Annotated in this window: 24 protein-coding genes and 1 tRNA gene; 12 read left to right on the top strand and 13 right to left on the bottom strand. The window is 59.5% G+C overall.

Annotation, left to right across the window (positions count from 1 at the left end; all coding sequences use genetic code 11):
• Positions 1-57: 57 nt before the first annotated feature.
• The 4 genes from AC0SZ7_RS15035 (at position 58) to AC0SZ7_RS15020 (ending at position 6,112) form a co-directional block, all read left to right on the top strand.
• On the top strand, positions 58-2,955 hold the full coding sequence (locus AC0SZ7_RS15035) for an aminotransferase (protein WP_475505131.1): 2,898 nt from the start codon (positions 58-60) through the stop codon (positions 2,953-2,955).
• Between the two features lie 130 nt (positions 2,956-3,085).
• Positions 3,086-4,192, top strand: a complete 1,107-nt coding sequence (aguA, locus tag AC0SZ7_RS15030) for an agmatine deiminase (protein WP_475505130.1) — start codon at positions 3,086-3,088, stop codon at positions 4,190-4,192.
• A gap of 182 nt (positions 4,193-4,374) precedes the next feature.
• Positions 4,375-4,575, top strand: coding sequence for a hypothetical protein (locus AC0SZ7_RS15025; RefSeq protein WP_475505129.1), 201 nt, complete (start codon positions 4,375-4,377; stop codon positions 4,573-4,575).
• A 262-nt stretch (positions 4,576-4,837) separates the two neighbouring features.
• Positions 4,838-6,112: an OprD family porin gene (locus tag AC0SZ7_RS15020; RefSeq protein ID WP_475505128.1), complete on the top strand. Its 1,275-nt coding sequence runs from the start codon at positions 4,838-4,840 to the stop codon at positions 6,110-6,112.
• A gap of 32 nt (positions 6,113-6,144) precedes the next feature.
• On the opposite strand, the gene AC0SZ7_RS15015 is transcribed toward AC0SZ7_RS15020, so the two are convergent.
• Positions 6,145-6,786 carry a CatB-related O-acetyltransferase gene (locus AC0SZ7_RS15015; RefSeq protein ID WP_475505127.1) on the bottom strand — a complete coding sequence of 214 codons (642 nt, stop codon included), beginning with the start codon at positions 6,784-6,786 and terminating at the stop codon, positions 6,145-6,147.
• A gap of 29 nt (positions 6,787-6,815) precedes the next feature.
• A complete protein-coding gene (locus AC0SZ7_RS15010; RefSeq protein ID WP_475505126.1) occupies positions 6,816-7,718 on the bottom strand; it encodes a glycosyltransferase family 2 protein in 903 nt (300 codons plus the stop codon).
• Positions 7,719-7,974: 256 nt separating this feature from the next.
• On the opposite strand from AC0SZ7_RS15010, the gene AC0SZ7_RS15005 reads away from it, so the two are divergent.
• Positions 7,975-8,469: a hypothetical protein gene (locus AC0SZ7_RS15005; protein WP_475505125.1), complete on the top strand. Its 495-nt coding sequence runs from the start codon at positions 7,975-7,977 to the stop codon at positions 8,467-8,469.
• 76 nt (positions 8,470-8,545) lie between these two features.
• On the opposite strand, the gene AC0SZ7_RS15000 is transcribed toward AC0SZ7_RS15005, so the two are convergent.
• Positions 8,546-8,992, bottom strand: coding sequence for a DUF3828 domain-containing protein (locus AC0SZ7_RS15000; protein ID WP_475505124.1), 447 nt, complete (start codon positions 8,990-8,992; stop codon positions 8,546-8,548).
• Between the two features lie 110 nt (positions 8,993-9,102).
• The gene (locus tag AC0SZ7_RS14995; RefSeq protein ID WP_475505123.1) at positions 9,103-9,522 is read right to left on the bottom strand and encodes a PH domain-containing protein; all 420 of its coding nucleotides are present in this window, start codon (positions 9,520-9,522) and stop codon (positions 9,103-9,105) included.
• 137 nt (positions 9,523-9,659) lie between these two features.
• On the opposite strand from AC0SZ7_RS14995, the gene AC0SZ7_RS14990 reads away from it, so the two are divergent.
• From AC0SZ7_RS14990 to AC0SZ7_RS14980, 3 genes are all read left to right on the top strand, one after another.
• A complete protein-coding gene (locus AC0SZ7_RS14990; RefSeq protein WP_475505122.1) occupies positions 9,660-10,871 on the top strand; it encodes a GGDEF domain-containing protein in 1,212 nt (403 codons plus the stop codon).
• 158 nt (positions 10,872-11,029) lie between these two features.
• On the top strand, positions 11,030-11,605 hold the full coding sequence (locus tag AC0SZ7_RS14985) for a hypothetical protein (protein ID WP_475505121.1): 576 nt from the start codon (positions 11,030-11,032) through the stop codon (positions 11,603-11,605).
• A complete protein-coding gene (locus tag AC0SZ7_RS14980) occupies positions 11,602-11,997 on the top strand; it encodes a hypothetical protein (protein ID WP_475505120.1) in 396 nt (131 codons plus the stop codon). The genes AC0SZ7_RS14985 and AC0SZ7_RS14980 overlap by 4 nt, the downstream gene beginning before the upstream one ends.
• Before the next feature lie 258 nt (positions 11,998-12,255).
• Here AC0SZ7_RS14980 and AC0SZ7_RS14975 read toward each other — a convergent pair whose 3' ends face one another.
• Positions 12,256-12,564, bottom strand: coding sequence for a hypothetical protein (locus AC0SZ7_RS14975; RefSeq protein ID WP_475505119.1), 309 nt, complete (start codon positions 12,562-12,564; stop codon positions 12,256-12,258).
• 197 nt (positions 12,565-12,761) lie between these two features.
• Between AC0SZ7_RS14975 and AC0SZ7_RS14970 the strand changes: the two genes are divergently transcribed.
• From AC0SZ7_RS14970 to AC0SZ7_RS14960, 3 genes are all read left to right on the top strand, one after another.
• Positions 12,762-13,064: a helix-turn-helix domain-containing protein gene (locus AC0SZ7_RS14970; RefSeq protein ID WP_475505118.1), complete on the top strand. Its 303-nt coding sequence runs from the start codon at positions 12,762-12,764 to the stop codon at positions 13,062-13,064.
• Positions 13,065-13,213: 149 nt separating this feature from the next.
• On the top strand, positions 13,214-13,447 hold the full coding sequence (locus AC0SZ7_RS14965; RefSeq protein WP_475505117.1) for a hypothetical protein: 234 nt from the start codon (positions 13,214-13,216) through the stop codon (positions 13,445-13,447).
• A 598-nt stretch (positions 13,448-14,045) separates the two neighbouring features.
• Positions 14,046-15,041 (top strand): potassium channel family protein, encoded by a 996-nt coding sequence (locus AC0SZ7_RS14960; RefSeq protein ID WP_475505116.1) that lies wholly within the window; start codon positions 14,046-14,048, stop codon positions 15,039-15,041.
• Positions 15,042-15,231: 190 nt separating this feature from the next.
• On the opposite strand, the gene AC0SZ7_RS14955 is transcribed toward AC0SZ7_RS14960, so the two are convergent.
• The 4 genes from AC0SZ7_RS14955 to AC0SZ7_RS14940 form a co-directional block, all read right to left on the bottom strand.
• The gene (locus AC0SZ7_RS14955) at positions 15,232-15,618 is read right to left on the bottom strand and encodes a hypothetical protein (RefSeq protein ID WP_475505115.1); all 387 of its coding nucleotides are present in this window, start codon (positions 15,616-15,618) and stop codon (positions 15,232-15,234) included.
• 184 nt (positions 15,619-15,802) lie between these two features.
• Positions 15,803-16,516 carry a hypothetical protein gene (locus AC0SZ7_RS14950; protein WP_475505114.1) on the bottom strand — a complete coding sequence of 238 codons (714 nt, stop codon included), beginning with the start codon at positions 16,514-16,516 and terminating at the stop codon, positions 15,803-15,805.
• Between the two features lie 114 nt (positions 16,517-16,630).
• Entirely contained in the window at positions 16,631-19,936 is a 3,306-nt protein-coding gene (locus tag AC0SZ7_RS14945; RefSeq protein ID WP_475505113.1) for a UvrD-helicase domain-containing protein, read from the bottom strand.
• A gap of 2 nt (positions 19,937-19,938) precedes the next feature.
• Positions 19,939-20,901, bottom strand: coding sequence for a hypothetical protein (locus AC0SZ7_RS14940; RefSeq protein ID WP_475505112.1), 963 nt, complete (start codon positions 20,899-20,901; stop codon positions 19,939-19,941).
• A gap of 75 nt (positions 20,902-20,976) precedes the next feature.
• On the opposite strand from AC0SZ7_RS14940, the gene AC0SZ7_RS14935 reads away from it, so the two are divergent.
• The gene (locus tag AC0SZ7_RS14935; RefSeq protein WP_475505111.1) at positions 20,977-22,137 is read left to right on the top strand and encodes a TauD/TfdA family dioxygenase; all 1,161 of its coding nucleotides are present in this window, start codon (positions 20,977-20,979) and stop codon (positions 22,135-22,137) included.
• 552 nt (positions 22,138-22,689) lie between these two features.
• On the opposite strand, the gene AC0SZ7_RS14930 is transcribed toward AC0SZ7_RS14935, so the two are convergent.
• The 4 genes from AC0SZ7_RS14930 to AC0SZ7_RS14915 form a co-directional block, all read right to left on the bottom strand.
• Positions 22,690-22,765: transfer RNA gene (locus AC0SZ7_RS14930), tRNA-Thr, on the bottom strand.
• Positions 22,766-23,067: 302 nt separating this feature from the next.
• Positions 23,068-24,252, bottom strand: coding sequence for a methyltransferase (locus tag AC0SZ7_RS14925; RefSeq protein WP_475505110.1), 1,185 nt, complete (start codon positions 24,250-24,252; stop codon positions 23,068-23,070).
• A 104-nt stretch (positions 24,253-24,356) separates the two neighbouring features.
• Positions 24,357-25,046 (bottom strand): ABC transporter permease, encoded by a 690-nt coding sequence (locus AC0SZ7_RS14920; protein WP_416421972.1) that lies wholly within the window; start codon positions 25,044-25,046, stop codon positions 24,357-24,359.
• Positions 25,043-25,738, bottom strand: coding sequence for an ABC transporter permease (locus tag AC0SZ7_RS14915; protein WP_475505109.1), 696 nt, complete (start codon positions 25,736-25,738; stop codon positions 25,043-25,045). The genes AC0SZ7_RS14920 and AC0SZ7_RS14915 overlap by 4 nt, the downstream gene beginning before the upstream one ends.
• Between the last annotated feature and the right edge of the window lie 18 nt (positions 25,739-25,756).

Genomic DNA, 25,756 nt, shown 5'->3' with positions numbered 1-25,756 from the left:
AACACGAGGCGCGGTGGCGATATAAGCGCCTGAAAACTACAACAAGAGGTTTCCGCGATGTCGCTTGCCACGTTGATTCATCGGTCCAGCCAGCCCAGCCCCACCGTCAGCGCCGCCCAGGCGCAGGCGCTGTTGCGCGAGCACTACGGCCTGCACGGTGCGTTGACGCCCTTGGGCAGCCAGCAGGACCTCAACTTCCTGGTTGATACCGATGATGGACGCTTTGTACTGAAGATCTGTCACGGCGACTACGCAACCTGCGAACTGCAGGCCCAGCACGCCGCGCTGGCGCACCTGGCAGCCATGGGGTTGCCGGTGCCAGCGGTGCGCGCGGCGCTTGATGGCCGTGACCTGTTCAGCGCCTCGGTCGATGGGCGGTCATTGCAGGTACGCCTGCTTGAGTACATTGATGGCCAGCCATTGACCCGCGTTACGCATTTAAGTGCCGGGCTGCGGGCTGAAATGGGCGATTTATGTGCGCGGGTCGACCAGGCCCTGGCGGCCTTCGACCACCCGGGCCTGGCCCGCACGCTGCAGTGGGACCCACGCCACGCCCACGCGCTGATTGCCGAGCTGCTGCCGGCGGTGGCCGACCCCGACCGCCGCGACCAGGTGGCCGAAGCGGCGGCGCAGGCCGAGCAGCGCCTGCTGGCGGTGGCCGATGAATTGCCGACCCAGGCCGTGCACCTGGACATCACCGACGACAACAGCGTGTGGCAGCGCGACGCTCACCGTGCCTGGCAGCTGGCCGGGCTGATCGACTTCGGCGACCTGATCCGCACCTGGCGCGTGGCCGACCTCAGCGTGACCTGCTCGGCGTTGCTGCACCATGTAGAGGGCGACCCATTCGCCATCCTGCCCGCCATCAAGGCCTACCACGCGCGCAACCCGCTGGCCCGCGCCGAGTGGCTGGCGCTATGGCCCATGGTGGTGGCGCGCGCGGCGGTGCTGGTGCTCAGCAGCGAGCAGCAATTGCGCGTGGCCCCCGGCAATGCCTACGTCGCCGACAACATCGCCCATGAATGGCAGATTTTCGACGCCGCCACTTCGGTGCCCTTCGACCTCATGGAAGCCGCCATCCTCCAGGCCGTGGGGCTGGAACCGAGCACGCCAGACCTGGGCGATTGCGCGCCGCTGCTGCCCGGCATCGAGGCCGCCGCCTTCCAGCGCGTGGACCTGGGCGTGCTCAGCGAGCACTTCTGCGAAGGTAACTGGGAGCTGCCGGGTGCCGACGAACGGTTGCTGATGGCGTACCCACAGGCAAGCGCCCTGTACGGCCAATACCGCTTGTCGCGCACCCGCATCGACAGCGCCCAGGAGCCTGATACCTGCGCCCTGCATGTGGAATTGAACGTGCCAGCCGGCACTGCGGTGCAGGCGCCGTTCGCCGGTTTGCTGCGGCGCACCGCCGATGCCGGGCTGTGGCTGGTGGGCGCGGGCACAAGCCTGCACCTGTGGGGCGTGGACAGCGACCTGGCGGCCGACACACCACTGGCGCGCGGCCAGGCGTTGGGCCGCACCAACGGCATCCTGCTGGTGCAACTGTGCACGGCCGAGGAACTCAGCCCGCCGCTGTTCGCCGTGCCGTCACGCGCCCAGGCCTGGCTGGCGCTGTGCCCCTCGCCCCGGCCATTGCTGGGCTTTGATTGCGATGCCCCGCCCATGGCCGACGCCCAGGCCCTGCTGGCGCGCCGTGACGCCAGCTTCGCCCGTTCGCAGAAGCACTATTACCAGGCGCCGCCGCAGATCGAGCGCGGCTGGCGCAACCACCTGATCGACCTGCAGGGGCGGTCCTACCTCGACATGCTCAACAACGTCGCAGTGCTGGGCCACGGCCACCCGCGCATGGCCAAAGTGGTGGCGCGGCAGTGGTCGCTGCTCAACACCAACTCGCGCTTCCACTACGCAGCCATTGCCGAATTCTCCGAGCGCCTGCTGGCGCTGGCCCCCGCCGGCTTCGACCGGGTGTTCCTGGTGAACAGCGGCACCGAGGCCAACGACCTGGCCATCCGCCTGGCCTGGGCCGCCAGTGGCGGGCGCGACATGCTCAGCGTGCTGGAGGCCTACCACGGCTGGTCGGTGGCCACCGACGCGATCTCCACCTCCATTGCCGACAACCCGCAAGCCTTGAGCACGCGCCCCGATTGGGTGCACCCGGTGACGGCGCCCAACACCTACCGTGGAGCCTTCCGCGGCGCCGACAGCGCTGCCGGTTATGTGCAGAACGTCGACGAAACCCTGGCCCGGCTGGCGGCCCAGCAGCGCCAGGTGGCCGGCTTCATCTGCGAACCGGTGTATGGCAATGCTGGCGGCATCGCCCTGCCGGCCGGTTATCTGCAACAGGTGTATGCCAAGGTACGGGCGTTGGGCGGCGTGTGCATCGCCGACGAGGTGCAGGTCGGCTACGGCCGCTTGGGCGAACATTTTTGGGGCTTCGAACAGCAGGGCGTGGTGCCCGACATCATTACCATGGCCAAGGGCATGGGCAACGGCCACCCGCTGGGCGCAGTCATCACCCGCCGGGAAATCGCCGAAGCGCTGGAAGCCGAGGGTTATTTCTTCTCCTCGGCAGGCGGCAGCCCGGTCAGTTGCCAGGTGGGCATGGCGGTATTGGATGTAATGGCCGAGGAAGGCCTGTGGGAAAACGCTCGGCTGGTAGGTGGGCATTTCAAGGCGCGGCTTGAAGCCTTGATCGAGCGCCACCCGCTGGTGGGCGCCGTGCACGGCTCGGGCTTCTATCTAGGAGTGGAATTGGTGCGCAACCGCGAAACGCTGGAGCCGGCCACCGAGGAAACCGCCGTGCTGTGCGAGCGCCTGCGCGAACTGGGTATTTTCATGCAGCCTACTGGCGATTACCTGAACATTCTCAAGATCAAGCCGCCAATGGTCACCACCCGCCAGAGCGTGGATTTCTTCGTGGATTGCGTGGACAAGGTGCTGTCGGAAGACCTTTGATCCAGATTAATATCGATTACAGATCGACGGGAATTGATAATCTTCCAACTCAACTGAATATCCGCTATCGTTATTCAGATATTTATCGATCTACTGCAAGCCCTCGATGGGTACCAGGAGCCTGACCGCCATGACCACGCTAACCACCACCCCACGTGCCGACGGCTTCCACATGCCTGCCGAATGGGCCCCGCAAACCCAGGTATGGATGGTGTGGCCCGAGCGCCCCGACAACTGGCGCCTGGGCGGCAAGCCGGTGCAGGCTGCCCACGTGGCGCTGGCCAAGGCCATCGCCCGCTTCGAGCCGGTGACGGTTGGCGTGTCTGCCGCGCAGTACGACAACGCCCGGGCACGCCTGGACGTGCCGAACATTCGCGTGGTTGAAATCAGCAACGACGACGCCTGGGTGCGTGACACCGGCCCTACCTTCGTCATCAACGACCAGGGCGAAGTGCGCGGCGTGGACTGGGGCTTCAACGCCTGGGGCGGTTTCGACGGCGGCCTGTACGCGCCGTGGAACCGTGACGAGCAGTTGGCCAGCAAAGTGCTGGAAATGGAACGCTGCAACCGTTACCACACCGAAGACTTCGTGCTGGAGGGCGGCTCTATCCACGTGGACGGCGAAGGCACCCTGGTAACCACTGAAGAGTGCCTGCTGAACCGCAACCGCAACCCGCACCTCACCCGCGAAGAAATCGAAGGCGTGCTGCGCGACCACCTGGCCGTGGACACCATCGTCTGGCTGCCCGACGGCCTGTTCAACGACGAAACCGACGGCCACGTCGACAACTTCTGCTGTTACGTGCGCCCGGGTGAAGTGTTACTGGCCTGGACCGATGATTCCAATGACCCCAACTACAGCCGCTGCCGCGCAGCCATGAACGTGCTGGAGAACACCAAGGACGCCAAGGGCCGCACCTTTGTGGTGCACAAGATGCCGATTCCCGGCCCTTTGTATGCAACTGAAGACGAATGCGCTGGCGTCGATCCAGTGGCCGGCACCCAGGAACGCAACCCTTCGGTGCGCTTGGCTGGCTCCTACGTGAACTTCCTGATCGTCAACGGCGGCATCATCGCGCCAGGCTTCGACGACCCCAAAGATGACGAAGCCAAGGCCATCTTGCAGGGCATCTTCCCCGAACATGAAGTGATCATGGTGCCGGGCCGTGAGTTGCTGTTGGGCGGTGGCAATATTCACTGCCTCACCCAGCAACAGCCGGCTCCTTTTAAAGGCTGATCGAAGAGTCAAATGAAGAACCCGTCATGTGACGGGTTTTTTGTATCCGCCTGGAAATGTTGATCTGCCGTGGCACAGGTTTTGTATCGAATACAACGGCTTAAATGCCAGTACGTGTCACTCGTACTGTCATAAAGCGTGGGTAAGTTTGCCGCTCACGGATCCGGGAAAAAGGTGTCGATATGAACGCAAGCAGTGAGCCGGCTTCGCATCCATCGTCAATCACTGCAGAGTCCCTGCAGCGGGTGGCGCAGTGGTTGAAATGCAATGGCAGTATCAAGTTACAACAGGCGGACCCTCTTCAGGCGCTCAGCGAACGTTACCCGGCAGGCCTGCTCAGCCAGGCAGAACTCGAAGCGTTGCTGGGCTCCTTCCACCACTAGTTGCAAAGTCGTCACGACGACGCAGTGCCATGAGGCATGGAGCCTCCCCCTCCTGTTGCAAATCTGGTTATAACCTCCGAACTTCTTGTAAATTGACACGTGCGCTGGCCCCCCCTAGGATTCCGCCCAACGCCTGTGGCTAACAGCCACCTGTCCAGTATTCGATAAGGCCCGCGTTGCATTCGTGCACGCGGGCCTTTGCGTCTAGCGTCGGGGAAAACTTACTGGGCGGGGCGTCTTAACCAGCAATAAGGAAAACAAGATGTTGAACAAAAGTATCGGTCTGATCGCCCTTGGCCTGATCGGCAGCACCCAGGCAATGGCCAGCGATCAAGACGATGCAAAAGGCTTTGTCGAAGACAGCCACCTGTCGGTGCTGGTGCGCAACGCCTATATCAACCGTGACTACAAAAACGGTAACGCGGACAAGTCCGAGTGGGGCCAGGCTTTCATCGGCACCTTCACCTCCGGCTTCACCCAGGGCACCGTGGGCGTGGGCGTCGACGCCTTCGGCCTGTACGCCAAGAACCTGGAACAGTCCGACAGCCGCAGCGGCGCTGGCGGTATCGACTTCTTCCGTCGCGGTGATGATGGCTCGCCTGCCAGCGACCTGGCTCGCGCCGGCGCTGCAGTGAAATTCCGCGTCTCCAACACCGTGCTGAAATACGGCGACCAGATGCCGTCGCTGCCGGTGCTGAGCTATGACAACAGCCGCCTGCTGCCGGAAAGCTTCACCGGTACCCTGATCACCTCCAAGGAGATCAAGGGCCTGGAGCTGAACGTGGGTCACTTCACCGAAGAAGCGCAGAAGAGCGCCGAAGGTCGTGACAGCGGCGAGCTGAAAAGCCTGAACGTCTACGGCGGCAGCTACGCCTTCAACGACAACTTCAAGGCGTCGCTGTACGGCACTACCATCGAAAACGTGATGAAGAAGCAGTACCTGGGCATGACCTACGTATTGCCGATCCAGAAGGACCAGTCGCTGACGCTGGACTTCAACGGCTACAAGTCGGAGCTGGACAGCCAGTGGGCGGCCGATAACAAGACCGGTCGCGACAACACCATCTGGAGCCTGGCGGCCACCTACGCCGTGGGCCCGCACTCGTTCATGGTCGCGCACCAGAGCAGCACCGGCAGCACTGGCTACAACTACGGCGGCTACCAGCGTAAAGGCGGTGTCGGCGACGGTGGTACTTCCATCTACCTGACCAACTCGTACTGGTCGGACTTCAACGGTGAAGACGAGCGTTCGTGGCAGCTGGCCTACGGCCTGGACTTCGGCGCCTACGGCGTGCCGGGCCTGACCTACAAGTTCGCCTACGTGCGCGGCGACAACATCACCGCAGGCGACGCCACCGGCGGCACCGAGCGTGAAATCTTCAACCAGCTGCAATACGTGGTGCAGCAAGGCCCGGCGAAGGACCTGACCGTTCGCGTGCGCAGCTCTATCCTGCGCGTGTCTGACAACGTCAGCGCCTACAACGTTAGCGGTAACGAAGTACGCGTGTTCGTTGACTACCCAATCAATATCTTCTGATTGGCTAACAACGCATCACCAACAGGCCCCGCTTAAAGCGGGGCTTGTTGTTTCCGGGCCAGGCGGTTGTCGCTGTAGGCCAGGAAGGCCTCGATGTCGTTGCTGCACAGGTAGCGCGCCGCCTGCTTCACCTCTTCCAGCGGCCAGTCCCACCAGGCGCTTGCCAGCAAGCGTTCACGGACGGGTGCTTCGAAGCGCCAGCGGATGAACTTGCACGGGTTGCCGCCCACCACCGCGTAAGGCGGCACGTCGCGGGCCACCACGGCGCCTGCTGCCACCACCGCGCCGTGGCCGACGGTCACCCCGGAAAGAATGGTTACCCCGCGGCAAATCCAGCAATCGCTGCCTATTACCACGTCGCCCTTGGAAGGCTTGTACTCGCCGGCGCTTTCCAGCCCCGGCAGGAACGCGGGAAAGGGGAAGCTGCTGACCCAGTCGGTGCGGTGCCCGCCGCCCAGCAGCACCGTCACTTCTTCGGCAATGGAAGAATACGCGCCCACCTTGAACGTGGTGTCGTTGCCGAACTTCACCACTTCAGGTTCGCCATACGAACCCACGCCAATGGAATAGCGCGGGTAGCGGCGCTTCAAGCGTTCATTGCCCTGCAGTATCGGCTCCAGGGCGCGGATGCGCTTGCGCTCTTTGTTGGCTTTGAGCTTCTTGAAAAACTTCATCGCGTACTCGCTCGGTCAATGGCACCTGGTCAGCGCTTGCTGCGGCTGAACACCAGCCGTTTCAAGCGCCGCAGCGTTATCCTGTTCCATTGCTTCAAGGGGATGCTCAGCAGCAACCCCCAGGCTTCGCGCTTGTTCGCCACCACGGCGTATTTCAGTGCCTTGTTGATGGTTACCGTGCGCCCCTGCTGGTACCCCGGGTGCGCGGAGTAGGGGGCCAGTGCCTTCAGGTCAGCCTCCAGCAACACCCGGTAGCGCCGGGACAGGTTGTGCGGGTGGCGCCGGTAGCGGGTCACGTGCACGGGCAGTTGGTGCACCTCGTAGCCTGCGCTGGCGAGCCGCAGGGTCATCTGGAAATCCTGCACCTTGATGTCGGGGTCGTAGAAGCCGGCCGCCTTCAGCGCGGCCATGCGGTACAGCGACACCGGCGCGCCCATCACGATGGCGCCACTGACAATCTCGTCGAGGCTCAGGCGCCGCAGCGGCATGCTGCGCTGGCGCTTGGTGTCGTTGCCCTGGCTGTCCATGTAGATGATCAGCGCGCCCACGCAACCCACCTCCGGGTGGGCATTCAGGTATTCGGCGCGCACCCGCACCGACTCGGGCAGCATGATGTCGTCAAGGTCGGGGGTGGCCACATACACCCCCTGCGCATGGCTAAGCCCCGTGTTCAAGGCGGCGCTGACGCCCTGGTTGGGCTGGGTGTAAAGCTGGAAGTCGTAGGTTTGCTGCAGCTGCCTGAGCATGGCCAGGCTGTTGTCGGTCGAGCCATCGTCGACCACTATCACCTCGAAATTGGGGTAGTCCTGGGCAAAGATGCTCTTCAGGGAGGCTTCGAGGTATTTCTCCGCGTTATAACAAGGCGCGATTATGGACACCAGTGCGGCGTCAGGCTGGGCAGCAACACCTTGAGCAGTGGGGGAGGCGGTCATCAGTTGCCGTTCTTCCATTACATCGAAAAATTTGCGCGTTACACAGCGTCGTGGGCCGTTGCGTCCTGCCCCCGTTTTCACGGGGTTGGCCCTGCGTCTGTTGCCTGTATTCCGTGCGCCTGGGGTACTATCGGATCCTCATTCGCACAGGACGTTCCGCGCCATGCTGCATTCGCAACTTCGATTCGGGCCGGTGACGCTGGCTTTACTCGCCAGCCTGATGATAGGCACCGCCAATTCGGCCGGTGCAGGGGAAATGATTGCCCTAAGCGCAGCCCAGCAGGAAATGGTAGACGGTATGGTGAAACTCGACGGCCAAATCGAGTATCAAAATATTGCTTTCGGCTTTGGGGTGACGCCCGGTGAGCCCACGGCCTACCAGGGCAGCGGTACCGATGACGGCGTGCTGATCCCCTTGGGCGGGGACCGCGAGATCACGGTCAACGCCGGTTACGATGCGGCCATGCTGGGCAGCACCAAGGCGTTGATGGACAGTGAATTGTCGGAAGTGGAGCCGGGCGGCGTGCAGCGCGAACCGGTGGTGCTGGACGCCCAGCCAGCCGAACAGGCGCGTTGGAGCGACAGCCAGGCCGTGCGCCGGGTGATCGTGGAATACCGCAGCACCGGCCCCGATGACGGCATCAACTACACCCTGCGCCTACGCACCGACGCCCAGCACCAGCAGGCTGACGACCAGGCGTTCGACGCAGTGGTGAAATCGTTCAAGCACTACCAGCTCCAGGACGACTGAGCCCCTGTGGGAGCTGGCTTGCCAGCGAGCTGTTGAGGCCCCCAGAAGCGGCAAGCCAGCTCCCACAAACGTGGGGTCACTGCTCCGTAGGAATAATCTCCACCGCCGTGATCTTCCAGCTGTCCTTGTCCTTGCCCAGCGTTACCTTCAGCACCTGGCTGTTGTCCTGGGTAGTGCCCAGCACCACGTTTTCCTGCGCGGTCGCGCCCTTGGTGGCGGTCTCGGTCACCTGGATGTGGGTCAGCCAGGTGTCATCGTAGTCCTGGGACTTGATGAAATAGTCCTCGTCCAGCCCGTCTTCGCTCTTGGCCTGCTTGTCGATCGACTTGATCAGGCTGTCGGCCACGTACTGCTGCATCTGTTGCGGGTTGTCATCCAGCGGCACTTTGTCGTCGCTGAGCCTTTTCAGGTACCAGGCGTAAAAGTTCTGGGTGGTTTGCTGGGCCGACGCAGGGGCATCGGCCATGGCGATGGAAAGGTGGCAACCAGCCAGAACACACAACAGGGAAAGCAGACGCTTCATGATCAGTTACCCAACAGAATGAGTGAGGGGTTGACGCAGCACAGGCGTACAAAACAGCACGCATAGTACAGAGACCAGGCAGGGCAGGGCCAGTTGCAGCGCGCTCTACTTCAACGCACCGGGTTGCTTACGCCCTCGATTTGCCGCTTCACCTGCAACGGGTCGTCAATGCCCTTCAACACCAGGTCACTGATACCGCGCCCGGTAATGCGCACCGTGCCAAAGCCCAGCAGGCGGCCCATCACCGTCTGGTCGAGGTCCACCGTCTCGATCGACGACAGCTTCATCTCATCGGTAGTGCGGCTGATAATCCCGCGCTTGTGGATAACCCGCTTGTTGGTCACGCCGTTCTCCTGGCAGCGCAGGCTCAGCCACTTGTAAATGGCCACCGGCGACAGAATGCCCACGGTGAGCACCGCCAGCAGCACCCAGAACCACACATTCACCCAGCTCAGCCAGTGCAGCTTGAAAATGGCCTCGACCTTCTCGCCGGCCGACAGGGAACTCTCGATATAGGTTTTGCTCGCCACAGGTAACTCCTTGCAATTGATGCGCAGGACTCTACCACCCCCAGCCGCAGAAACGGCAAGCACACCCGTCGGACAGACGGTTGCCGGCCAGTAACCTGTGCCATGATGGCTCCAGGCCTTCTTCAGGGTAACAAAGCGTGGACGCTGATAGCGCACAGCCCCCACAAACCGATGTGTCCGCAGACGAGCGCTTCCAGGGCCTGACCCGCCTGGCGCAACGGCATTTCGCCGTCAACTGCGCCATGCTGCTGCAGCTGCGCGACGGCCAGCCCGTGCTGCGCGCCAGCAGCGGTACGGCAGCGCACGGCGACGCCGAAGTGCCGCGCAGCAGCACGCCCATCCTCGACGCCGCCGGCCAGCCCCTGGGTGAATTCATTTTGCTGGGCCGCCAGCAACTGCACCCCGGCGAACAACAACTGCTGCACGACCTGGTGCAACTGGCCGCCGCCGCGTTGCAGGCTGAACAACAGGAAGCCGCCACCCAGCAGCAACTGGCCCGCCTGGCCCTGGCCATCGACAACAGCGGCACCGGCGTATGGGACCGCGACGTCGCCAACAACCTGATCCACTACTCCGCCGGTTGGAAAGCCCTGCTGGGCTACGAGCCCCACGAACTCACCCCCCACCTGCGCGACAGCTACAACCGCGTGCACCCCGACGACCTGCCCTTCGTGCAGGCCACCATCCAGGCGCACTTCCAGCAGCGCACCAGCGCCTACGAAGTGGAGCACCGCATCCGCTGCAAGGACGGCACCTACAAATGGATCAACAGCCGCGGCAAAGTCGTCGCCCGCGACGCTGCCGGCAACCCCCTGCGCATGATCGGCACCACCACCGACATCACCGAGCGCAAGCGCCTGGAAGCCGACCTGCAGGCCCACGCCAGCATCGACTTCCTCACCCAGCTGCCCAACCGCCGCCACTTCATGCAACAACTCAACGCCCAGCAAAACAACGCCTGCGTACTGATGCTCGACCTCGACCACTTCAAACACATCAACGACCGCTGGGGCCACGCCACCGGCGACCTGGCGCTAAAACACTTCGCCAGCATCCTCAGCGCCCAACTGCGCAAGACCGACGCCGCCGGCCGCATCGGCGGCGAAGAATTCGCCGTGCTGCTACGCGGCACCCACAGCCGCGAAGCCTGCGCCTTCGCCGTGCGCTTGCAGGAAATGCTGGCGGTGACGCCCTTGATGCATGGCGGGCAAGTGATAGGGTTGACAGTGAGCATCGGCGTCAGCGACCTGCGCGAAGGCGATGGCGGGGCAGAGGCCGCGATGGGCCGCAGCGACCGGGCCCTGTACCGCGCCAAGGCCAGCGGCCGCAACCGCGTAGTCGCCGAATAACCCGTAGCCGCTGCCGCCAGGCTGCGCTGGCCCTCGAACGCCCACAAACCCACCATTCACCCGCTTCGGAAATTTCCTACTTTTTCCGCGCATCCCCTTACGGATCATCGCGACAAAGCCCAACAGCTTTCGTCCATGACCCCACCGGAATCGCCCCAATGCGCATCGAATTCGACCTACTACTGTCCCCTGCCGAAATCACTGAAATCGCCCAGATCATCGGCACTCCCACCTCCTCCCTCCCCACCGCCATGGCCGGCTACGCCGCCTCGGCCCTGCAAGAGTACCTGGCCATGATGCGCGGCCAGAAAGCACTCAATCGTGTTGCCGAGATCCGTGAACACCGCTTGGTGCTATTGGTGGAAAACGTATTCGGCACCATGCCGGACGAACAAACCATCAGCCGCATCTTCCAGACCACCGCAGCAGGAAGCGCCACCCTGCTGCGCTCTGCCATGTCCACCTACCAATACCGGCTACGCGACCCCATCGACCGCACCTTGAAAGCAGACCTGGAGCGCGCGGTAGCCGAAACAGTAACCGGCCCCTACCTGGTAACCATGAACAGCACCAGCATGATCGAGCAACTGAACAAAAGGCTGGCCGCCATCGACGGCTCCCTGGCGTCCGTCAGCAAAAAGCGCGGCAGCGTTTCAACCTACGAAATCACCAAATGCTCCTACGAACACCTGTGCACCGTACTCGGCGCCACCCCGGCGGTGTACGTCCCATGAGCGACGCCATCGCAGCGGCCAGCCTGCTCATGGCCGTGGTCGCCATCCTCTACGGCGCCTGGTACCAGGAAATCAACCACGCCACGCAACTGGCCGTGCCCACCCATGACCGCCACGCGCCCTTGGCCGTGGTCGAAGCGGCCCTGTTTGGCCGGTGCCTGCCGTTGGCGGCGATGGGCTTGATGGTGGTGCTGGTGTTCCTGCCGGACGTGCTGGGTATTGTTTGGCATGCAATTGGAGTGGCGCGGGAGAAGGGGCTGGCGGCGTATGCGCTGTACGACTCCGTGCGGGTAGCGTTCTGTTTGGTCGTGGTAGTAGGGGGAGCGGTGGCGGGGCATTTGTGCTGGATGACGGGGGTGTTGGTGAGGTTGAGGCGGCGGCTCAAGGCGTGATGTTTTGGGTGGTTATCCACAGCCCGTTTGGCCGTCATTTTCGATGTGGGAGCGGGCTCTGCCCGCGAAAAGAACGCCACAGTTGTGCAGGAAAAACTATTAACATCAATGAGTTATACATGTGGATAACTTGGTTATGTTTCGTCTTTAGGGCGCTTTGTGTTGTTGGTAAAAATATCCACAACACGCACTCGGGGATTTTCCACAGGCGTCTAGCCCACCCACCGATACCAAGTTATCCACAGCCCAATCGCTGACCTAAAACACCTGCCGAGCGTCCTCAAGCGCCACACCCAACCGCTCCCGCAGGGGTTCAATCAGGCAACGAACTTCGTCCGCCGGCAGCTGATCCGTATGCGCTGAATCCAGCAGTTTGGCCATCAACGCCATCCCATCATGCACGTCGGCCGCACCCTGAAATGCCCCCCTCAACGCCTCTACTTCAAGGATCACGATACCCAGCATCGTCTGCCAATCCTGAAGCAACTCATCCTCCACCGGGTCGCCAGAACCGATGAACTGCTGAAGCTCGTTCTGCAGCTTGCGTAGGTACTTATCGATATTCACAGCAGCTAATCCTTGCGGAAGCCCGGCATCAAACCACCTCGCTTCTCGCCTAAAAAGGCAATGACGCAGCCCTCCATCATGACTGCGCCCAGGCGTCCTTTCCCTCAAGAAAGCACAGATTCTGCCGAATACTAAGGAAGTCTTAGTATGCGGTCAACGTGAATCTAAGAATCTCTTAGCCTTTACGCGGCTAAAAAATGAGCACGTTCAGCAAGCGGTTGAAGGAAGCACGGAAGGCGGCAGGGATCTCCCAGGAGCAATTGGGCATCGAGGCAGGGATCGAGCCTGCGTCGGCTAGCGCGCGGATGAATCAGTACGAGAAGGACAAGCATGTGCCGAACCCGGAGATGGTTAGGCAGATTGCTGCGGTGTTGAGGTTGCCGGCTTCGTATTTTTATAGCGAGGATGATGATGAGGCGCGGTTGTTGGTGGCGTTTTATCGGATGTCGGGGGAGGAGCGGGCTAGGGTGATGGGGGTGGTGGTTGGGGAGGGTGAGTAGGCTACGGCTCGAGCGGCCTTTTTTCACTGGACTCTTAGTGGAGCCCAGGAATCGAAATAGCTCATATCTGCTCTTGGCGGATGGGCTGGCGGGAAAATTTGCGCAGCTCTGCTAGCTTCAATGCCAATCAACCAGCTTGGGGAAAACGGATGTCCAATGTTGAAGTGTACCTGCCAACGGTAGACGGCTCTGCATACTGGCCGGTATCGAAGGGCGACTCATGCAGGGAAGCAGTACACGTTCTGTTCACTGATGATTTTGCTGCGCCGCCCCATAGGCTTGTGGTTGAGATCACTACCGAGTCGGGGAAAAAGGTGAAGGTAAGCATTCCCTACTCGGATACCGGTGAGGCAAGCGTGCAGATTGATGGTGAATCGGTTTAACGGGATGCAATTATGGGCGGGGAAGGAACGGAGGGGATTTTCCTTTAGGTACCAAGAGTCGAAAGTATTAATAGCTATGTGATTTATAATGTCTTATTTTTATTCTCGGTTATCTATCTCTAAAAACATCCTTTGGGATACGCTCGATCTTTGATAGAGGCAAGCAAAGCCTCATTACGACCGAGTGACCACGAGGCATAGCAGCCTGTCATGCTGACAAGGGGGACACTCCACAGCTCTGCTCAGCGACAGCTAGCGGCTCAAAGCTGTGGTTGCTAAAAGGTAGCTATCGCGAAGAGCAATCGCTCTAAGGTATTTAAGAAATCTGGTAAAATCCTCCGATCTATACCCTGCAGCCTTGCAGCGATGCCAGTACTGTAGCTGTCCTCTTGTTTAGGACCCTGGTTGAAAGCTTATGGGTGGTCCAGTTAGCATGCTGGCGAAAGAACTTATTAAGTTTGTATATGACCTCAGTGTCAGTGAAGATGGCATGGCGTAAGACCGTCTCGGTCATTAGTAAGAGAATTTTATTCACCAGTTTTCGCCTGTTTGTAGCTAATTTTTACAATGTAGTCCAGAGGCTAAATTTAGACCAAAGATGAAAAGCAAAAAATTACTTGATGTAACCTCATACGCGCCATTTGCTTATGGGTTGATTTACCTGGCAAATATTTTTATATTTGGCTTGATTTATAGGCTTATATTTGTTGGTGACTTTAAAGGCGATCCAATAAATTATGTGCAAGCGTTGTATTTTAGTGTCGTTACAGTCACTACATTAGGGTTTGGTGATCTGACTCCGAGGCTTGATGCAGCTCCGCTTCTTCTTGTAGTAACCGCCCAAGTTGTTTTGGGTGTTATTACGATTGGTTTGTTTTTGAATTCCATATCTCACAAGCTGAGTGAGCGAAAAGATTTTGCCCAAAAAGCATTTGAAGAAGAAGCGGAAAGTAATGCTCTGAAAAAACTATTAACAATTTTGAGGCCAGCGGTTGTTAGCTATATGGAGGTTCTTTCTGAAACTTATAAGGTGACAACGACCCAAGTTACAGGTGGGTTCGTCAAGCTAGTCCCCGGAAAACTATTCTCACAAGAATACTATGATCAAATCGCTCGGCAGGATTTCTTCTCAAGCGAGACTAGATATGGTGAAGGTGTAATTACCTGGGGTGATTTTGTTGAGCAAGAGAATGATAAGTTTTCCGGCAGCATAGACGATTTTCTAAATAAGTTTGCCATTTCACTGCCCATTGATTTAATTGAGTTGCTTGTTGGTTTGAAAGGTCATCGCTTTCTATATCATTGCAGGCAAGCCAAGCAAATTATCCAGTTCGAGATTGCCCAAGGGGTTAGGACTCCTCGCGTCAACTTGTTGACTATTGAACATAGTAGCGTTGAAATGCCTGAAAAGCCAAGTTCAATTAGAGACTTCCACGAGAAGCTACTAAAGCTAATCACGCAGCTAGACGAAAACACATCGGGAGAACGCATTGTTATGACTGTGGATTTGAGGCAAGGCGTTACAGCTCCTCCCATTGGTTCCGCTATTGCCGATATTGTTAAGTTTGGACCATTTGAGCCGCAAAAAAATTAACAGTCGCGTCGATTTGGATGCTCGCAAGCCCGCGCCAATTACACAGATATATGGTCGTTTACGCCAGTTTAAAAGGTCTAAGGTCGACCAAAGCGTTCATTAAGTTGTAGAACTCAGTCGCCATTAAGTAGGTTGTAGGCGCTATGTTAAAAATTTCGTAAGCCGAGGAGCCCTTCTATCAGGTAAAGACCTAAAAAGGCAACGGTCTTTCTGGATCGTGGTTCTTAATTTCCAACGTGTTTACGTTCAACAATTTTGCCGATTTCCCGTTTGAATGAGTATAGAGAGCGTCTTTGTTAAATACGCTAGCCCGGTGAGTCAGCTCATATCCTTCACTGACTAATTGATTCCTTACCGCGACAAGCTCTGCGCCGCCGTATGTATAGTCCAGCTTGTACCCTCCCATTGTTCCTTCAGTTTCGAATTGCTTGGTTGAGCCGAGTTCCTCACAAAAGTCGTTGGCATCCTTTTGTGATTCCCTCAACTCGAACAGCGCCATCTCTAGCAGATGGTGCAGATGCACGTCAGATTTCGCCTCGACAACGAGAGTTAACGTCCTCGCTTCACTTTGTTTCATACATGCTCCTAGACGTATGCGCAAGAGGCGCAAAGTGGAATATTTGGAAAATCAATGTGGAACGGACCGAAAATTGGACTGAACAGGGGGGCCGGTTTTTTATTTCGTCTTTTCACTTTCCTATGAGCGGCACAATACATCTGTCCCCATTTAGAATATTCCCGAGGCTGATGACTGCTCGAATTTATGGTGCTGGCCTCTCGGCCTGCCAAAAATTGCAGCTGAAGTTGTTCAACCCCCCACTGTAGGGACTAGGTCTCACCGCGAACACCTTAGGCACAGCATTACCGTCGCCACCTTCGCGGAAGAACTCCCTCATAGAGAAGAGGGCCTGAGCCTTCAGGCGCTCCCATTCTCGGTACAAGGTGTCTTCTACATCCCTCGCTGCTTGGGCCGCGCTGGGTTTGCGCTTGGGCAGCGGCAACGTGTAGCTGGGCTGAGGGGAGAAATCGTAGACGAACGTCAGGTGCCCGTACTTCCAGTCTGCAGACGGCGACGCTCGCCAGCGAAACGACACTTGCACTGATAGCCGCTTACTGAGATGGACAGGCGGCCTGAGCTGATCATCAATGAAGAACAGCTCACCCTCTTTACGCTCAGTTTCGAGCCGCTCCTTCATCTGCTGCAAAGCGTGAATGAGGTCATTGCCAGCATACAGCGCATCCTGCCGAGAGCGTTCGCGCTTGGCATGGGCCTTGGCCTTGCTGTACTCAGTAATCGCTTGCTGGAACCGATGGAGTTTGTTATCCACATAGGGCCCACAGTTGCTGAGGCCGAGGCCATGAATCGGCCCTATGCGCTCTTCATCCAGGCACTTGCGTACTGCGGCCCGAAGCGCCGTTTCGTCCACGTCGCTGATTGCAGCTTGCTGATTACTCGGCAGGTTAATGTAGGTCATACCCAAAACTGTCCTTGTGTAATGGCGGCCAAGCTACCTCCTCATCTCAGCGCGCAGATTTCCGCACCGCTGAGAGATAGCCCATTGCGATACAGCGCTGGAGCTTGAGGTCATTCAGGGGATGCTGGCACAGATGCTCAGATAGGCGCAGCGCCCACAATGCTGCCCCCTGGAAGCAGATCGATCACCTGCAGCAAAACGATGAGCCATCTTGTATACGGACGTGCTTGCGACCTGCCTGGAAGGGCCATCCATCATGTGCTGGTCAGTGATAATGGAGTAGATCTTCGCACTCGGCCTTCGAGAGCCATTGATATCAAGCATCATGGGGCGTAGGTGACTAAGAGTGTACTGGATCCCCGTCTGAGCTCGAATCCAGTGCAGCTGCCCTTTATCGACGAGCATCCAAGGGAGCTCAATGCGCACACCGTTGACGACAGAAACCATCCCTTCTTCGACGGCACCGCCAACGCTATTAACCACCACCAGCCCACGCTTGGCGGCGGCAATCGCATCATCCATCAAGCCAGGGTCTTCTGCACTATCTGGAAGTCCGTGTAACGCCCATGTGGCTTGGAATACCGTGTTGGGGTCAGAGCCGTCCCTCGCCACGGCCAACAGCATGTCCATAATCGCCCAACGAGCACGGATCGAGACGTCGATTTCCTGCTCGGCAGTGAGCGCTAGCTCATAGCGATAGTGGTACTGGAGGGGACAACTCATGTAGGCCTGGAACGCCTCATAGCTCACAGTGGGTACCACGGTGCTGCTAGCCAATGGCAGCGGCATGATGGGTGCAGGCGGTGCCTTCATCCCCGAGCGCTTAACCAGACTTGTGACAGCAGCGCGATTGAGCGGAACTGGACGTGGCCACCCGCTGATCTCATAAAGATACAAGTAATCACGGGCCCGAGACAGAGCGACGTAGAGCAGGTTATTGCGCTCCACCCGTTCTTCGAACATGAACTCTTTTCCGGTGCTATTCAGCACTTCAGGGGGGATGAGATCCAACCCCCGCAAATCGTATGCGAAGGGCCGATTGGCGCCGTAGGACGCGTCGTCAACGTCGGTGACGTGAACTGCAGGGTATTCAAGTCCCTTGCTGGAGTGCACAGTCATGACTCTCACCGCATCCAGGACTCGCGCTTCAGGCGGTAAGCCACGATCCCCCAGCTTTTCTCCGATCCTGCGGCGCAGCTCCTCACGAAGCAGGAACTGGGAAAGCCGTGCCTGGCGGATATCGCCGTCACCATTGCGTACGGCGTAGACGAACAGCCATGTTGCCAAGCGCTGAGTATGGGCCTGTATGGTCTGATCAGCAGGGCTTGGGAGACCGTAGCGCTGATCGAGCAGTACTTTGGAGACAAAATCCCATGGCCTTGAATTCCGCTTGAGCCCCTCCAACAGCTGCGCCAAATTTGACTTGGCTTGCTGGCCAGCGGGCGAGAGGCCTGGCGTATGCAGCCATAGCCACCGGCCTCGCTGCATGCTCAATCCCGCGCCTTTGCGGGTCAGGAATATCAAGTGCTCAATGTCTTGGGGCGGCATTCGAAACGCTGGCTCAGAGATCAGCCCGACCAGTGAGCGCGGCTGTCGCATACACAGCAGTTCCATCAGGCATAGCAGCTTCTTGATCTCAGGGCGCTGGCAGACATCGCCGATGTGCAGCACTGGCACATTCAGGTTTTCAAGCGCTTCAACAATTTGCTCAACGTTTGCCGATTTACGGCTGATCACGACTTGATCCCTATACGGGACACCCCTCTGCACCAGCCCATCAATGCGCTGAGCGATCGTGACGGCTTGGGAGGACTTGGAGTCGCATTCATACAGGGTAGGTATGACCCCGATCGAGGGACGAAACGCTGTGACTGGCTCCAGAGGCATCAGGTCGTTGAGTGCATGATGGATGCCTGCGCAGGAAAATAGCTCCAGGATCTCAGGGGTGCTTCGCCGGTTCAGATCGAGAGCGTAACGGCGCACCGTTGCCCCTGGAACGGTGCTCAAGAACGTGGTGTCGAAGTGCATCAAGCTACGGATCGACGCGCCTCGCCAATGGTGAATGGCCTGACGCACATCACCGACGACCCAGAAAGATTGAGCATTCAGCGCCAATTGGCGAAGGAGGTCGGCCATCACCTCGGTGACATCCTGATACTCGTCCACTAGCACGTGCGAGAAATGATCGATGTACTGAACAACGCTTGTTCGATCCCGCTTGGCCTGGGATGCAGGGAGGGCAATGAGATCAACGTAGTCGACCAAATGCGCAGCCCGCATTGCTGTTTCGTAGGCTTCAAACAAGGTGGCGATGTCTTCGCGCTCATTGGCTACATCCGGCTCGCAGGGCGGCAGTGCAGCCAGGCGTGCGCGGTAGTCGGCAACGGTGAGACATTCTTCCTTAAGTCGTTTGATATGGCCCAGAACGCCAGGTAGCCAATCGTACGGGTTCTGTAGCCTCAGATAATACTTGAGCCGCACCTTGGGCAGCGTGCTCACCATCAGGCGGACTTGCATCAGCGGATCTGCGAGCCGAACGTCGGACTCCAGGCCGAAAATCTGATGGTATTTGCGAAGGAATTCGAGCCCAAATGCATGGAAAGTCCCGGCCCACACGTCGGCGGCTCCGGCGATGCCAGATATCTTCAAGCGCTCAACCAATTCATGAGCAGCCTTGTTCGTGAAGGTCAGCACCAAGATTTGACTGGGAGGGGTACCGCGCTCGACCAGGTGTTTGATGCGATGGATCAGTGTCGTAGTTTTGCCAGTACCCGGCCCGGCAACAACGTTGACGAAGGTTTCGGACGCGGTAGCAGCATCGTGCTGTCCCTGCGTCATAAGCGGAAGAGGAGGAGGTGGAGCAGGAGGCAGTATGGGGAGCAAAATGCCGTCGAATAGCTGAAGGCGAACGATCTCCAGCGGTACCTCCAGAGTGGCCGCGATGACCGTGGCACCACTACCGCTCTGGAATAGCTGGCTTGCGACACCACGGGGTAGCAGAAGCTCACGGGCAAACACATTGGCTTGAAGCTCCAAGCGCTCACGAGCACCGTATGCTTCCACCGCCACCGTAGCCTGACTCCCATAGGAATCCGTCATGCTGGTCAGATGAGCGACCGTCTGTGCAGGACGATCGCCGTCGAGGTACCAGTGACCCAACTCATGAGCGATAAGATAGGCCGTTTCTCCTGGAGATACGTCGTTGCGGATGTAGATGGTTTGAATTTCTCGCTTGAGCACCCCGCTGCCGCCACCCAACTCTGGGTGCCCGAAAGGTAAGCGCTCAATTGCAATTTCGAGCGTGTCCTCAACATGAGCCAGGAGCTCAGAGGAGCTGACTCGACCTAGAGATGCGGCCAGTCCGACCAAGGCTTCTCGGGTTTCGAATGCTTGCCGACGTGCCCGGTCGAATGGATTCACACTTAGCCCTCTAGGTTCAGGAGACGCTCTTGCTCCTCAGCCGGCAGCTGAAGCTCTTTGACTGCAACACCCCACGCCTTGCGTTCCGCTTGCACTGTAGGTTTTCCGTCAGTCGCTTTGAACGCTGGAACACATTGGGTATCGAACCGACGCTCCAAGGCTACCGACACAACTTCCAAAGGCTTGTTCAAAACGACGGCCAGCTTCGCCAGGACTCGTGCAGGCGCCAGTACCGAACCACCAAGGATCATGTTAGTCAGGCCGCGTTGCTCACCTAGATCGATCTGAGGAGCGAGAGCACGAGCTTTGACCCCACTGACCTGCTCGATAGCCTTGACAGCCTCTATGACAGCCTCATCACCAGTATTCGAACCTGTCGTTGCTTCGCGCACAGCGGCAGCGTGAGGACAATGGCTCAACGCGTTGGCGAGAAGGAAGTTGGTGAATGATGACACCGAGCGCTCATATTCGCCTGCGCGTAAACGCGCTCTCATCACCAGGCGCCTGTCAGCCCGAATGATCCAACTCTCCGAATCGGCACCTGCGTAATCATTGGCAGTGCGCTCGTAATCAGTCAGCAGCTCCGAAGGATCTACTGTCCTTGATTCTTTATCGAACCGGGTCAGCCCGTCCTGCACCAGATCTCGCGCAGCGATCGACAGCGATACCCCACGGCGTTTTGCTACGCCTCTTACCAACTCGTGAAGCGAGACTTTGGTAGTTAAACCAATTTGCAAGCGGGCTTGGGTTCGTTCATCAGTATTTTTGGTAGTGGCGGTAGGTTGCATGGTCGTCTCCAAAGTCTGCTTAACCGCAGGCGCTGTGCGTGAGACACATGGCATCGCTGACCGTTCGTCAGCAGGAAATTGAGGAATGAGTTCGACTAGCACGGACATTAAGCCAAGCAGCAGGTGCGGCTCGTCCTTACCAGTGACCACTACAGGATGGCCATTAGCCAGGGTCATCTCGCACTCAATCCCCTGGGAGGTCTCCCGCAGGTGCATGAATGGCTTAAGGCAGGCTAGGAAACTAGCGCACCCTTGGAGATAATCGGCAGGCTGAAGCTTGGGCATTTTCATAGACTGATTTGGTCGCTGCTGGGATCGTGCGTGAGAATCACGCTGGCGTACATCACTTTTATATCACTCGCGGGTGTAGGGATACAATTGATCCAGGCAATCTTTTCAGAAGCAGTGCGTGTCGCCGTCAACGAATGGCGAGCGAAAGTGACCTTTGAGCAAGTGCTTGAGTACTTGGCGCGCCCTACCGATCTGGGGCGTGAGCTTAAGCCTGCGATCGAGCGAGAGCTCCATAGCCGGGGAAGTAGCTGTGCAGATGTGCAAGCCTTTGCATGGGCACAGCCATGCCTGACGCTGGAGGGTATCTTCCAGCCAGATGACCTACCCGATACCCCTATTGATTTTTGCCCGGTGCCTGAAGCAGAAGGCACGGTCATTGCGAGAGTTACTGCGATCGCGTGCCTTGCGGCTATCAATTCCGCCACGGTTTCCTACGGCTCCGAGAACGGAGGCGACCTGTTCGTGAACCTGGTAGTGTTCCCGCCTGGCCGAGGTAAATTCACAACCAAATCGGCGGACAAGATGAGCGGGCACACGGATGGCGTGACCTTCCCGTTGCGGGGGTACCGCGACCCTCTGAATGACCGCATTGCACCCTCTCCAGACTTTGTGTGCTTGTCGGCACTGCGTAACCCGAAGCAAGTTCCGACTACTGTGATGCCTCTCGATCACCTCATGGCGCGCCTGAGCCAAGAGCATATCGATGAGCTCCAGAAGCCCCAGTACATCATCGGTTCACAGCTGACTTTCCGCGATGGAATGGTCGACATCCTGGGCGACGAGCTCGATGTCGATGATGCGCAGCTCCTCTTCCAAATGAATGGGAGCTGGTGGATCCGCTTCAGCCACAGTACCACCCAGATTGCTGACATCGGCCACAAATCCGCGCAGGAGGCGATGGACGCTCTGAAGCATGCATGCGCTGACTGCGCGATCGCTGTACCTTTGCAGCCAGGTGATATCGCCTTGGTGAACAATCGCATTGCCCTACATGGGCGCAGTGAGCCTGGAAGTGAATACGGTGGGCGAACACGCTGGCTGCTGCGTACCTACGGGCTAGACATCACGGATATCAATCCTAGCCAGTGGCATGACGGCAGCGCTTTCATGCTGTATCCGTAGGTGAGCCGAGGGTATTTGGGTCAGCCCTGCGTAAGCGTCCGCCCAGTTCACATTATGCGAGTCAGGCCGGCCCCACTGATACTTGACTTGCCACCGGGCCTCACGATAACGGCTTTCCTCTACTCGTTGGAGTGACCTGTGAAAATCTGCAGCTCGACCTTACAAATCGAGCTGAATCGAAAAACCGTCTTCTTGGGAGGCGGTTTTTTTTGGTCGGCGTTTTTTGCTTCTCGAAGCAGGGCGCGAAGCGACGAAGGCGTGTTTGAGGTCGACTCCGGCGACGATGCTTAGGGACTGTATGAAAAGCATGTAAGGGTGGGTTCTGGTGTGTGAGCTGGCTTGCCAGCGAGCTTTTCGGGCCTCAAAAGCTCGCTGGCAAGCCAGCTCCCACAGTGTTCCACGCACGCTCCACACATTTCATACAGAGCCGAGGGCCAGCGCAGCCTGGCGGCAGCGGCTACGGTGGTGGCCTTTGGGGCAGCGCCAGCGATGCCTTTTCGCGCACAAACAAAAAAGGCCCACCTTGCGGTGAGCCTTCTTCGATACTGCGTATGGTGCCGGCACCAGGAATCGAACCCGGGACCTACTGATTACAAGTCAGTTGCTCTACCATCTGAGCTATACCGGCATGTGAGGGCGCTGATTATAGCGACTCGTCGGGCCGAGGCAACCCCCAATTTGCACTATTTTCATGGCAACCGCTGCCACCGCCAAAAACGCTTATGCACAATCCCCCGGTGAACAGACCAAACGCCCCCTAGCGCGGTGCCGATTTTGCACTCTTTGCGCAAATGGCTGTTTTTGCTGCGGAATAAATGATGAACAAAAAATGACCAGTTGGAAAAAATCGTTGGATCCAGCGATTTTCTTAGCTTGCTGTGGATTCTGTCCACAGAGTTATCCACAGGTTGTGTGTTGGTTTTGAAACGATTATGGGCGTTCTGCCAGCAGCATTACGTTGCGGGGGGTGAGCTGGGGTGTGCAGAAAACGCCCAGGCTTACCTGGTAGCCGTTTTCCTGCAAATAAAGGGCGCGGTCCAGGGCTAGCCACACTTCCAATGGGCGGCGGAACAGGTTGCGGACCAGCTCCAGGTTGCGCACCTGGGCCAGGCGTTGCCAGCCGTTGGCTTCGGCGGTTGGCCAGGGGATGTCCACAGGCAATGGCACGCCTTTCAGTGCTGCCAGTTCGCGGCAGTAGTCAGGGAATGGCTTGGCTAGCCAGGCGCTGGGCAGTGAGGGGGTGGGCAGGTAGGTGTTGGTGCCGCTTGCCTGGCGTTGCAGCAGGTCGAAGGCCAGGCGCCAGGCCATGGACTGGTCGCGCTGGCGGCGTACGCGGGCGCCGGCGGTGACGGTTTCGCTGAGGGGCAGGCCGAGGTCGTCGCGGCTCAGGCGCAGGGCGCTGGTGGCTGCGGCGTTGGACAGCGGCTGGTAGTGCTCGGCGGCGGTGCGGTTGTAGCAGCAGGGGGCGATGGCCAGTTGCGGGCAGCCGTCGGCGGCGGCGCGCTGCAGCAGGCGTACGTGCAGGTCGCCGCAGGCGTGCAGGGCTACGGCGGCTTTGTCCACCGGCAGGTGGCAGTCGGCGGCCATGACGTTTTGCAGGCGGTGGTGGGCGTTGAGCTGGTGGTGCCGGCTCAGGGCCTGGCCGGCGTCGACCAGGGCGGGGTCGTATTCGTAGCAGGTGAGGCTTTGTGCGGGCTGCAGCAGGCGGCGGCCCAGGTGGCCTTTGCCGGCGCACCAGTCCAGCCAGCCGTGGGTGGGCCGGTGGAAGGTGAGGGCGTCGGCGAAGGCTTCGATTTGTTGCCATTTGCGCCCGGGTACGTCGACGTTGAGGCGCGGGTGGCAGGGTTGCAGGGCGCCGGTGGGCAGCGTGGGCAGTGCGCTGAGGGCGGCGGCCTGGGCGGCTATGGCGGGGTAGGGCGCGGGGGCTTCGAGCAGTTGCGGGTGGTTGTGCTCAGCTTCGGCCTGTTCCAGGGTGCGGCTGCGTAGCCGGCTGGCCAGCTGCGGGTGGGCGGTTTCCCACGGCATTGTGAGCTGGGTGAAGGGCTTGGGGCGCCAGAGGGGCTGGTGGGCCAGCAGGAAGGCGTCCAGGGCCTGGAAGCGGGTGGCAAGGTTCATGGGGTGTAACCCTCGTAGCAGCTGCCGCCAGGCGGCGTCTTCGGTGGTGGGGCCGGACGCGGCCTTGCGGCCGCTGCTACGGGGTGGTGTTGTTCCCGCGAATTTCAGCGGCCCTGGCAGGCGTCCACGCGCAGCCAGCGCTCCAGCCCTTTGAAGCCTTGCACCAGCACGAACGAGATCAGCAGGTACAGTACGCCGGCGGCGAAGAAGATTTCCACCGGCAGGTAGGTGCGGGCAATGATGGTACGCGCCATGCCGGTCAGGTCCAGCAGGGTGACGGTGCTGGCCAGGGCGCTGGCCTTGAGCATCAGGATCACTTCGTTGCTGTAGGCCGGCAGGCCGATGCGCACGGCGCGCGGCAGCATGATGAACAGCAGCGCCTTGGTGCGCGACATGCCCAGGGCGCGCGCGGCTTCGATCTCGCCCTTGGGGATGGCCTGGATGGCGCCCCGCAGGATCTCGGCGATGTAGGCGGCGGTGTGCAGGGTCATGGTGGCGGCGGCGCACCAGAACGGGTCACGCAGGTACGGCCACAAGGCGCTGTGGCGCACGGCGTCGAACTGCGCGGCGCCGTAGTACACCAGGAACAGCTGCACCAGCAGCGGCGTGCCACGGAAGAAGAAGATGTAGCCGTAGGGCAGGGCGCTGACGTACCACTTGCGCGAGCTGCGGGCGATGCCCAGCGGTACGGCCAGTATCAGCCCGGCCAGCACGGCAATGGCTACCAGCTCCAGGGTCACGGTGGCGCCCTGGGTGAGCTTGGGCAGCCACTTGATGATTACTTCCCAGTTCATTGCGCGGCCCTCGTGAAGCCGCGTGCGGCGTATTTTTCCATGAAGTGCATGCCGACCATGGCCAGCACGGTCAGGCCCAGGTACATCACCGCGGCCACCATGTAGAAGTTGAACGCCAGCTTGGTGTCGGTGACGGCGTTCTGGGCGTTGCGCATGATTTCTTCAAGGCCGATGACGGAGACCAGCGCGGTGTCCTTCATCAGGATCATGAACAGGTTGCCCAGGCCCGGCAGGGCGATGCGCCACATTTGCGGCAGTATCAGCCGGGTGAAGATGCGCAGCTTGGACAGGCCCAGGGCCTGGCCGGCTTCGCGGTGGCCCTTGGGGATGGCGATGATGGCGCCGCGGAACACTTCCGTGGCGTACGAGCCAAAGCACAGGCCCAGGGCGATGACGCCGGCGGCGAAGGGGCTGAGGGTAAGGTCGGGCATGCCCAGCCAGCCGCCCAGCGCGGCCATCATGTTGACGGTGCCGAAGTACAGCAGCAGTACCCACAGCAGTTCGGGCACGCCGCGCACGATGGTGGAATAGGTGCCGCCCAGCGCTTGCAGCGACTTGTAGGGCGAGGTCTTGGCGAGCGCGCCGAGCAGGCCCAGGACCAGGCCCAGGCACAGGGCCGACAGCGCGAGTTTGACAGTCATCAGCGCGCCAGCCGCCAGGGCCGGGCCGAATCCGTGGAGATCAATGTTCATGGGCAGGCTTTTTTGAGG

It is taken from the genome of Pseudomonas sp. JC1203 (genome assembly GCF_056175065.1).
This window is presented reverse-complemented; position numbering and strand designations above follow the sequence as displayed.